We start from the raw sequence: 2,702 nt of genomic DNA, 5'->3' as shown, positions 1-2,702 counted from the left end.
CTTGCTCCGGCTGCCGGCAATCTGCTGCCGGATGTCCCGTTCCACACGTCCCCTGTCCTCAGGATGGACCAGGGTGGCAAAGGATCCTTCTGTCAGTTCCAGGAATTCGTCAAAAGAGGAACATCCCAGCATGGAAATCATTTCGGGATTGGCATAGAGAATTTCTTCCCGCTTATTGTCCCGGTAAATCAAAACACCTCCAGGCAGATGGTCAGGAATCTGCTGGAGGATCAAATCCAAATTCTCTTCCTGTATCATAGGCATCACCCTTCTTCCGGTCCGGTCAACTTCCCGTCCAAGTTTCACCTTTTGTCTTCCGGATTTTTCAATTTATTATGTAAAATTGACAAAAATAACAGTCATACTGTTTCATTATAATTGTTTTTTATATGATTGTCCATTGATGAACGATAAAAAAGGGAGCTGCACATTCTGTGCAACACCCCCTATGGATTTCTCTCAGTTGGACGGCAAGATAACGGGTTATGCGTTAGCCTTGGGAAAATGTCTCGCCGTATACAACAGATACACCTTTCCCTTCCGGATGGCCGGAAAAATGGAATGGATGTCCCAGTGGTACTCCCCGTCGTTGCCAAGGGTCCGGAAACCGCCGGAAATCATCCCTTCCGGGCTTTTCCGGATCCGTCCCATCATGGAATCCAATTCATTGAAAGTCAGGAACCGCTCCTGATCTTCCGGATGGATCATGGTCCGTGTATACTGCTGGACTATATCCTGGATACCTGTCCGTTTCTGGTAAAAATATTTCCGGTAGGGAGAATTCATGACCAGAGGAACGGCCGTATCGTTTTCCATATCCACCAGGGATACATTCTGGTACAGGTACAGCAGGTTCCGGTTGACCCAGTCCAGGCTGTCGCTGGCATTCTGATCTTCCTGGATGGTGAAATTGGTCAGGTACAGAAGGAGCAGGTGATGCTTGTCATGAGAAGCCAGATAACTGGCCTCCAGCCGCATATACCGGCCGTTCACCGTATAGGTCAGCGTCTTTTCGCTGCTGGTATGGATCACATCGTGCAGGAAACTGTGGATGTTTTTGCTGATGGGTCCTGCCAGGGCATTGACGAACACTTCCGTTTGCCGGAGGCTTTCCATGCCCGCAGCCCGGATGGTATTCCGGTATTCCTCATTGGCAAAAAGATACCGGAACCGATTCCCGGCCACCTCCGCCACCGCCATGGGCCTGTCTGTAAGAAAGTCGATGGACCCCAGTTTCCCGTAGTACTGACGCAGTTCAGGCGTTTCCACCTGCCAGCGTTTCTCCCGGTACATCTGCTTCAGTTCTTCAAAGGACATGGGCCGTCCGTAATAATATCCCTGGATCAGTTCGCAGCCAATGGACCGGGCAAATTCCGCCTGTTCCCGGGTCTCCACCCCTTCCATCAGGGTGTGGATGCCGATTTCTTTGGCCATCCGGATAATGGCCTTGATGATGTTCTGGGATTTTTCCGTAAACTGGGACAAAAAGGCCATGTCGATTTTGATTTCATCAAAGCGATAATTTTTCAAGGTATTCAGAGAAGAATACCCGCTGCCGAAATCATCCATCCATACTTCGTATCCGGCCTGCCGGAACCGCTGGATTTCCTGATGGAGCACGTCTCCTTCATGGACGAAGACGCTCTCAGTGATTTCCACATAGAGCATATTCCGGGGTACCTGATACCGCTTCCGGATTTCTTCCACATCTTCAAAAATGGATTCCTGAAAGAAATCCATCCGAGACAGGTTGAAGGAAGCCGGGATCACGGTTCTCCCCGCTTCCAGCTGGAGCCGGTACAGGCGGCAGATTTCTTCCAGTACGTACAGGTCCAGTTTCCGGATCTGCCGGCTTTCTTCCAGGAGAGGAATGAACACCCCGGGAGATATCATCCCTTTTTCCGGATCCATCCACCGGGACAGGGCTTCCACGCTGGCAATGGTCCCGGAAATGGTCCGGGCCACCGGCTGGAAATATACCTGGATCCAGCGTTTTTCCAGAGCCTCCTGGAAATGGTCAATCACATAATTCCGCAGATTTCGTTCTTCTCCCATGGCTTTGGTGTAAAAACACACATGCCGGTCCGGGATCTCCTTGATGCTGTCGCAGGCCAGCTGGGCCATGCCACAGGCGCTTTCCACTGAAACACTGCGGTCTTCCACCGGATAAACGCCGAATTTCACGTCCATCCGGTGAGAATCATGGAATCGGCGGACCCGGCTGGAAATCACAGGAATCTGTTTTTTCAGAGAAGGAAGACTGGTGAGCACCACAAAATGATCATCCATGAACCGGGAAATCAGTTTGTTGGGGAAGCTTTCCCGAAGCACATCCGCCATCTGGACCAGGAACCGGTTGCCTTTTTCGCTTCCGTTGCGCATATTGTACCGGTTGAAATTGTGGACATTCACATACACCAGAGCCAGTTTCTGGGCCCGGGGATCCAGCCTGGCCAGCTCCATGAGCCGGGAAGCCCGCTTCATGAACCGGTTCTTTCCCGGCAGTCCGGTGAGAGAATCCATATCATAGATTTTGTATCTGGTGTCATTGTCCAGGAAAAACACATAAAAGACCGCTCCCACCCCGGGAATGAATACCCGATGGCCGAATTCCTCCACTCTTTGGATGGAACCGTCTTTCCGGTACACCCGATAATTGACGAAATCCAACTTGCTCCGGCTGCCGGCAATCTGCTGCCGGA

Annotated in this window: 2 protein-coding genes; both read right to left on the bottom strand. The window is 51.3% G+C overall.

Features of this window, described 5'->3' with window-relative positions; genetic code table 11:
- Nucleotides 1-258 (bottom strand): PAS domain-containing protein (locus tag QVO43_RS02940; protein ID WP_288174418.1); only part of this gene is annotated, 258 nt, incomplete at its 3' end.
- Between the two features lie 225 nt (nucleotides 259-483).
- Nucleotides 484-2,702 (bottom strand): EAL domain-containing protein (locus QVO43_RS02935; RefSeq protein ID WP_288174416.1); only part of this gene is annotated, 2,219 nt, incomplete at its 5' end.

This window comes from Acidaminococcus sp. CAG:542 (assembly GCF_000437815.1).
Classification (GTDB): Bacteria; Bacillota; Negativicutes; order Acidaminococcales; family Acidaminococcaceae; genus Acidaminococcus.
This window is presented reverse-complemented; position numbering and strand designations above follow the sequence as displayed.